Origin of the sequence: Phaeovulum sp., assembly GCF_041596715.1 — a bacterium.
GTDB lineage: Bacteria > Pseudomonadota > Alphaproteobacteria > Rhodobacterales > Rhodobacteraceae > UBA6213.
In genome coordinates, this window is sequence record NZ_JBFHIA010000169.1 from 1 (window position 1) to 6,999 (window position 6,999).

The 6,999-nt window shown below is 61.8% G+C and carries 8 protein-coding genes; 5 read left to right on the top strand and 3 right to left on the bottom strand.

Translation table 11 applies throughout. The features are described 5' to 3' along the window. Positions 1-737 (bottom strand): branched-chain amino acid aminotransferase (locus tag ABY403_RS11625; RefSeq protein WP_372840979.1); only part of this gene is annotated, 737 nt, incomplete at its 3' end. Between the two features lie 154 nt (positions 738-891). On the opposite strand from ABY403_RS11625, the gene ABY403_RS11630 reads away from it, so the two are divergent. The 5 genes from ABY403_RS11630 (at position 892) to ABY403_RS11650 (ending at position 5,057) form a co-directional block, all read left to right on the top strand. Continuing rightward, entirely contained in the window at positions 892-1,398 is a 507-nt protein-coding gene (locus ABY403_RS11630; RefSeq protein WP_372840980.1) for a MarR family winged helix-turn-helix transcriptional regulator, read from the top strand. Continuing rightward, positions 1,395-2,102, top strand: coding sequence for a response regulator (locus tag ABY403_RS11635; RefSeq protein ID WP_372840981.1), 708 nt, complete (start codon positions 1,395-1,397; stop codon positions 2,100-2,102). Before ABY403_RS11630 ends, ABY403_RS11635 begins: the two co-directional genes overlap by 4 nt. Before the next feature lie 197 nt (positions 2,103-2,299). Further along, a complete protein-coding gene (gene petA, locus ABY403_RS11640) occupies positions 2,300-2,860 on the top strand; it encodes a ubiquinol-cytochrome c reductase iron-sulfur subunit (protein ID WP_372840982.1) in 561 nt (186 codons plus the stop codon). Positions 2,861-2,874: 14 nt separating this feature from the next. After that, positions 2,875-4,197 (top strand): cytochrome b, encoded by a 1,323-nt coding sequence (gene petB, locus ABY403_RS11645; protein ID WP_372840983.1) that lies wholly within the window; start codon positions 2,875-2,877, stop codon positions 4,195-4,197. Between the two features lie 17 nt (positions 4,198-4,214). Then, entirely contained in the window at positions 4,215-5,057 is an 843-nt protein-coding gene (locus ABY403_RS11650; RefSeq protein ID WP_372840984.1) for a cytochrome c1, read from the top strand. Positions 5,058-5,131: 74 nt separating this feature from the next. Here the strand turns inward: ABY403_RS11650 and ABY403_RS11655 are convergent, their stop codons facing one another. Together ABY403_RS11655 and ABY403_RS11660 are read right to left on the bottom strand one after the other, a co-directional pair. Then, positions 5,132-5,827: an ATP-binding cassette domain-containing protein gene (locus ABY403_RS11655; RefSeq protein WP_372840985.1), complete on the bottom strand. Its 696-nt coding sequence runs from the start codon at positions 5,825-5,827 to the stop codon at positions 5,132-5,134. Beyond that, positions 5,814-6,999, bottom strand: a 1,186-nt coding sequence (locus ABY403_RS11660) for a thiamine/thiamine pyrophosphate ABC transporter permease ThiP (RefSeq protein WP_372840986.1), incomplete at its 5' end; no start/stop codon positions are given. The genes ABY403_RS11660 and ABY403_RS11655, both read right to left, overlap by 14 nt.

Genomic DNA, 6,999 nt, shown 5'->3' on the forward strand with positions numbered 1-6,999 from the left:
CCTTCAAGCTCTTCGGGCCGAATGAAGCGTTCGTTCACCGTGATGCCCTTGGCGCGCAGCATCCCGATGACGGTCTGGCGCGTGATGCCGTTCAGAATTGCATCTGGGTAAGGGGTGTGCACCTCACCGTCTTTCACAAAGAAGATGTTGGCCCCGGTCGCTTCGGCAACGTAGCCGCGATAATCGAACATCATCGCATCCGAACAGCCTTTTGCCTCGGCAGTGTGCTTTGACATGGTGCAGATCATATAGAGGCCGGCGGCCTTGGCTGCCGATGGAATCGTCTCGGGGCTCGGGCGTTTCCATTTCGAGATGTCGAGTTTGGCACCCTTCATCTTGGCGTCGCCGTAATAGGCACCCCAAGTCCAGACCGCGATGGCCAGATGCACCGGGTTACGTTTGGCCGCAACGCCCATGTCCTCGCCCGAACCGCGCCAAGCCACGGGGCGCACATAGGCATCTGTCAGCCCGTTGGCGGCAAGTGTTGCGGTTTTTGCGGCTTCGATTTCAGCGACGCTATAGGGGATGGTCATGTCCATCAGCTGCGCCGAGCGAAGCAACCGCTCGGAATGTTCGACCGATTTGAAGATGCGGCCGTTGTAGCAGCGCTCGCCCTCGAACACGCTCGAGGCGTAGTGTAGTGCGTGGGTCAGCACGTGCACCTTGGCGTCGCGCCACTCCAGCAGTTTGCCGTCCATCCAGATCTTGCCGTCACGATCGTCATAAGCACCGGCCATGATAATTCCTTCCGAAGTGCGTATTGTTTGCGAATGTTGCGCAAGAAAGGTCCGTGATGGACATAATATTGCGCGAAATCCAAGTTTCGGTAGCAATTGATTCTTGGAAAGTCAACAAGGCTGACATAAAATCAGCGAAGAAATGAGGGGCGGCATGGCGGACATCGGGACAAACGCGGCAGGTGGAGAAGCTCTGCTGTTTCTGACTGACGAGCAGTTACGCAAAGGCATCGAGGCGATGTTCTTTGCCTATCGGGGCTTTACCGCAGACCCGGATCGGATTCTGGAAAAGCTTGAATATGGCCGCGCCCACCATCGCGCGCTGCACTTCATTCACCGCCAGTCCGGGCTGACCGTGAACACCTTGCTTGCCGTGCTGGGCGTAACCAAACAAAGTTTGAACCGCGTGCTGCGCACCCTGATCGACGATGGGCTGGTCGAAAGCCGAGTCGGCCGCCGCGACAAGCGCGAGCGCCACCTGTATCTGACCGAAAAGGGCGCGGCGCTGGAACGCGAATTGAGCGAGGCACAGCGGGTGCGGATGCGCGCCGCCTACCGGACCGCCGGGCCGCAAGCGGTGGCTGGCTTTCGTCAGGTTCTCGAGGCGATGATGGACCCCGAGATGCGCCGCCAGTATCTGATGCTGCGAGACGGTGCATGATGCAGGTGCAGCCGCATATCCTGATCGTCGATGATGACGAGCGCATCCGTGGGCTGATGCAGAAGTTTCTTTCGAGGAACGGCTATTTCGTGTCCACCGCGCGTGACAGCGCACATGCCCGCAGGCTGCTTGCGGGGCTTGAGTTCAGTCTGATCGTGCTCGATGTAATGATGCCGGGCGAAGATGGCATCAGCCTGACCCGCGATCTGCGCCAGCGGCTGACAACGCCAATCTTGTTGCTGACCGCGCGTAGTGAAACCCGCGACCGGATCGAGGGGCTTGAGGCAGGTGCAGACGATTACCTTGCCAAGCCGTTCGAGCCAAAGGAGCTGCTGCTTCGAATCGCCGCGATCTTGCGCCGCGCCCCAGATCTGACTGCGCCGGGCCCAAAACAGCTGACTTTGGGGCCGCTGCGCTATGAAATTGAGCGTGGAGAGATATGGCGCGGCGATACGCCGGTGCGACTGACTGCCACAGAGGCGGCCTTGATGCGCATTTTTGCCGGGCGCGCTGGGGCCGTTGTCACCCGCACCGAGCTGGTAGAAGCACTGGGTCGCGACCGCGGAACAGAACCCGGCGCGGCACAAGATCGGGCAGTAGATGTGCAGATAACCCGCCTACGGCGCAAGATCGAAGCAGATCCGCGCGAACCGCGCTTTCTGCAAACCGTGCGCGGCTCCGGCTACATGCTTGCGCCCGACTAAGTCACAAATCCGAGCGTTTTCATCATCTTTTTCGGTCGCCTTGCACGAGCGTCACGCAATAAAAAACGCATCTGCTGCGCGTTATTGTCCGCTGGACTGACAGAGTCGTGATTGCTACAAGCCCGGGGCAGGCTGCGACTTCGCGGCCCGACCAGTCTTATTGGCCTTATCATAGGCCCGGGAAGGGAGAAGAACTCGTGTCCCAAGCAGAAGTAACCGGCACTCGCAGAGATTTCATTCATTACGCGGCTGGGGGTGTTGGTCTCGTTACCACTGGCGTCGCGGTCTGGCCGCTTATCAACCAGATGAACCCCTCGGCCGATGTGCAGGCCCTTTCGTCGATTTATGTCGATATCAGCGGTGTTGCGGTTGGCACTCAGCTTACCGTGAAATGGCGCGGCAAACCGGTTTTCGTGCGTCGCCGTGCGCCCGCCGAAATCGAGGCCGCCCGTGCGACGAAGCTGGAAGAGCTGACGATCGACAATCTTGCACAAAACGCCAACAAGCCGGGCGCTGACGCCTCGGACGAGAACCGCGCGCTTGATGAAGCGGGCGAGTGGCTGGTCATGATCGGTGTTTGCACCCACCTCGGTTGCGTTCCGGTTGGCAACGGAGCTGGCGACTTTGGCGGCTGGTTCTGCCCCTGCCACGGTTCGCACTACGACACCGCAGGGCGGATCCGCAAAGGCCCCGCGCCGCGTAACCTCGACATTCCGGTGGCTCGCTTCAGCGATGCAACCACCATCCTCTTGGGCTGAGGGAGAACAGACTTATGTCCGGCATTCCACACAATCACTACGAGCCCAAGACGGGTATCGAAAAATGGCTTCACAAGCGCCTTCCGATCGTGGCGCTTGCTTATGACACGATGATGATTCCCACCCCGAAGAACCTGAACTGGTGGTGGATCTGGGGTATCGTTCTGGCTTTCTGCTTGGTTTCGCAGCTTGTCACCGGGATCATCCTGGCGATGCACTATACGCCGCACATCGACCTGGCCTTCGCCTCGGTCGAGCATATCATGCGCGACGTGAACGGCGGCCACATGCTGCGCTATGTGCACGCCAATGGCGGCTCGTTGTTCTTCTTTGCCGTTTATATCCACATCTTCCGCGGCCTCTACTACGGCAGCTACAAAGCCCCGCGCGAAATCACCTGGATTCTCGGCATGCTGATCTACGTGGCGATGATGGCATCGGCCTTCCTTGGCTACGTTCTGCCCTGGGGCCAGATGTCGTTCTGGGCCGCTACGGTTATCACCGGCCTGTTCGGTGCGATTCCGTGGGTGGGTGACGCGATCCAGACCTGGTTGCTGGGCGGGCCGTCGGTTGACAACGCAACGCTCAACCGCTTCTTCAGCCTGCACTATCTGGTGCCGATGATCCTTGTGGCGCTGGTCGCCATTCACATCTGGGCCTTCCACTCCACCGGCAACGGCAACCCCACCGGTGTTGAAGTTCGCCGCACCTCGAAGGCCGAAGCCGACAAGGACACCCTGCCCTTCTGGCCCTACTTCGTGATCAAGGACCTCTTTGCACTGGCAGTGATTCTGGTGGCCTTCTTTGCGGTCGTCGGCTTCATGCCGAACTTCCTTGGGCACCCTGACAACTACATTCCGGGCGACCCGATGGTTACGCCTGCGCATATCGTCCCCGAATGGTACTTCTTGCCGTTCTACGCGATCCTGCGGACCTTTACCCCCGACGTCTGGGTGGTGATGCTGGTAGACTGGGTGACGTTCGGTGTGATCAACGCGAAGTTCTTCGGCGTGATCGCGATGTTCGGTTCGCTCATCGTGCTGGCGCTGGCGCCGTGGCTTGACACCTCGAAAGTGCGCTCGGGCCGTTACCGCCCGATGTTCAAGTGGTGGTTCTGGCTCTTGGTGCTCGACTTCGTGGTTCTGACCTGGTCAGGCGCGCAGCTGACGACGGGCATCTACGCCTACATTTCGCTGATCGCGACCACCTACTGGTTCGCCTACTTCCTCGTAATCCTGCCGATTCTGGGGTTGATCGAAAAGCCGCTGACCCCAGTGGCAACGATCGAGGAAGATTTCAACGCCCACTACGGCGTCAAATCGCACCCGGCCGAGTAAGGAAAAGGACCGATATCATGAGAAATCTGTTTATCTCTGCCATCGCGTCGCTGGCCCTTGGCACCGGCGCGGCCTTCGCCAGCGAGGGCGGGCACGTTGAGGACGTTGACTTCAGCTTTGAAGGCCCGTTCGGCACCTATGACCAAGCGCAACTTCAGCGTGGTTTCCAAGTGTACAACGAGGTCTGCTCGGCTTGCCACGGCATGCAATTCGTGCCGATCCGTTCACTTTCCGAAGTGGGCGGGCCGTCACTGCCGGAAGATCAGGTGCGCGCCTATGCCGCCGATCTGACCATCATCGACGAGGACACCGGCGAAGAGCGTCCGCGCATCGCAGCCGACATGTTCCCGACGGTGACGGGTGACGGCATGGGGCCCGACCTCAGCGTGATCGCCAAAGGTCGCGCCGGGTTCCACGGCCCCTATGGGCTGGGCATCAACCAGCTTCTGAAGGGCATGGGCGGTGCCGAGTACATCTACTCGATCCTGGTCGGCTACGAAGAAGCGCCGGCCTGCGCGCCTGCCGACTTTGACGGTTACTACAACGTCACCTTCACCTCGGGTGCCGTGCCGGACGAGTGCAAGGACGAGAACGGCGTCTCGACCGTTCCGGGTACTTGGTTCGCGATGCCGCAAATGATCTTCGACGATGTTGTCGAATATGCCGACGGCACTCCGGCCAGCGCGCATCAGGTTGCCGAAGACATCTCGGCCTTCTTGATGTGGACTGCCGAACCCAAGATGATGGCGCGCAAGAAGGCTGGCCTGATCGCCATCCTGCTGCTGTCGCTGCTGTCGGTCACGCTCTACTATTCGAACAAGCAGCTCTGGGCGCCGCACAAGGGCAAAAAGTCTGCCTGACACGTTGCGCCGGGGCTCGCCCCGGACTTCAGAGAACTCTGCCAAGCAAAAGGGCGCCCTTCGCGGCGCCCTTTTCATTTGCCCAGATACCGCGCCAGTGCAGGTGGCGGATTTGCCAACAGTTCTGCCGTGGGCTGCGGTGGCAGGGCGTGCCCCTCGGCCACCAATATCGTTTCGGGCGCAAAGGCGCGGGCATCGGCGGGATCGTGGCTGACCATCAGCACGGTCGTCCCCTGCTCGCCCGCAATCTCGGCCACCAGCGCCAGCATTTCGGCCTTCAGGGCCGGGCCAAGTGCCGCGAAAGGCTCGTCGAGCAGCAGCAGGGGGCGCGCGCGCAGCAGCGCGCGTGCCAGCGCCACCCGGCTTTGCTGCCCGCCCGAAAGCTGGCCGGGTCGGCGCGCCGTCAAGCCCTCCAACCCGGTGCGGGCGACCGCGCGCTCGATCGCCAAATGGTCTGCCTTGCTTAACCGCAGGTCGGCAGAGATCCCCAAGCCAAGATTCTGCGCGACAGTCAGGTGCGGAAACAGGTTCTGATCCTGAAACAGAATCGAAAGCGGCCGCGCGCCGGGCGGCAGCGGCACAAGGTCTTGCCCGCGCCAGAGAACCCGCCCCGAGGCAGGCGCGAAGAACCCGGCAATGGCGGCAAGCAACGTGGATTTGCCCGCCCCAGAAGGGCCGATCACGGCCACGCGCGCGCCCGCTGGCACCGCAAGGTTCGCTTCCAAACGAAACGCATCCTGCGTCAGGACAAGGTTTTCAAGCGTCAGCATGGCTTCCCAATCGGTCGAAGGCCCAGAAGAGCGTGAAGGACAGCGCCATCAGCAAACTTGCCGCGGCGGCGGCATCGGCCATACGGTAGGCCCCCATAAGCGCGTAAAGCTGCAAGGGCAATGTCGCCTGCGTAGGGTCTGCAAACAACGCGATTACCCCCAGATCACCCATCGACAAGGCTGCCGAAAGCCCGGCAGCAAAGCCCAATGGCCGCGCAAGGCGCGGTAGCGTCAGCAGGCGCAGCCGCGCTATACCGCTTAGCCCAAGCGAAGCCGCCAGACGATCATAGTCTGCCTGCAACGTGCGCGCGGCAGGCAAAAGCGTTCGCAGCGCAAAAGGCAATGCCAGTGCTGCGTTGACCGCCACTGTGACCGGCAGCGCCAGCGTGGCAGGGGACGCGAAGCCCCGTAGAAGCAAGAAAAGACCAGTGCCCAGCACCAGCGGCGAGGCGACCAGCGGCAGTGTTCCGACCCATTCAAAACGGCGTTGGCGCGCTGCGGCAAGCGCCAGCGGCAAGGCAAGCAATAGCGTCAGCGCCGTAGCAGCCAGCGCCACCGCCAACGAACGCCCCGCAGCCGCCCAGACCGGCGCTGGAAGGTCTGAAAGCGCCGGCAGACCGCGCAGCAACACCGCCGCCATTGGCACGATCAGAAAGCCGGCCGCCAGCGCCATGACCACGCCATCCTGCGCGCGCAGCACCCAACCGGGTGGCGGCGCCAGCACCGCGCGCCGGTCAAGCCCCGCACCAAACCCCTCTGGCAGCGCAACGCGTGCGCTGACGGCGAATGCCGCAATGCAAAGCGCCACCTGCACAAGACCAAGGCTTGCAGCGCGGGCCAGATCGAAATCAAAGCGAAACGCCTGATAGATCGCAAGCTCGACGGTCGTGGCCGCAGGGCCTCCACCAAGCGTCAGCGCAACCGCGAAAGACGAGAGGCACACGAGGAATATCGCAAGCCACGCACCCGGCAGCGTGGCGCGCAACATCGGCACTTCTAGGTGGCGCAGGGTCGCATTTGGCGAAAAGCCCAGCGATTGTGCCAGCCGCATCCTCTCGGAGGGAATGGCTTGCCAGCCGTGCAGCAGCAAGCGCGTGGCCAGCGGCAGGTTGAAGAACACATGCGCCAGCACCACGCCCCCCGCGCCGTAGATCGAGATTCGCGGCTGCCCA

Coding starts and splice junctions, on each gene's coding strand:
- ABY403_RS11650 (WP_372840984.1), top strand. CDS start 4,215: ATGAGAAATCTGTTTATCTCTGCCATCGCGTCGCTGGCCCTTGGCACC.
- ABY403_RS11630 (WP_372840980.1), top strand. CDS start 892: ATGGCGGACATCGGGACAAACGCGGCAGGTGGAGAAGCTCTGCTGTTT.
- ABY403_RS11635 (WP_372840981.1), top strand. CDS start 1,395: ATGATGCAGGTGCAGCCGCATATCCTGATCGTCGATGATGACGAGCGC.
- petB (WP_372840983.1), top strand. CDS start 2,875: ATGTCCGGCATTCCACACAATCACTACGAGCCCAAGACGGGTATCGAA.
- ABY403_RS11655 (WP_372840985.1), bottom strand. CDS start 5,827: ATGCTGACGCTTGAAAACCTTGTCCTGACGCAGGATGCGTTTCGTTTG.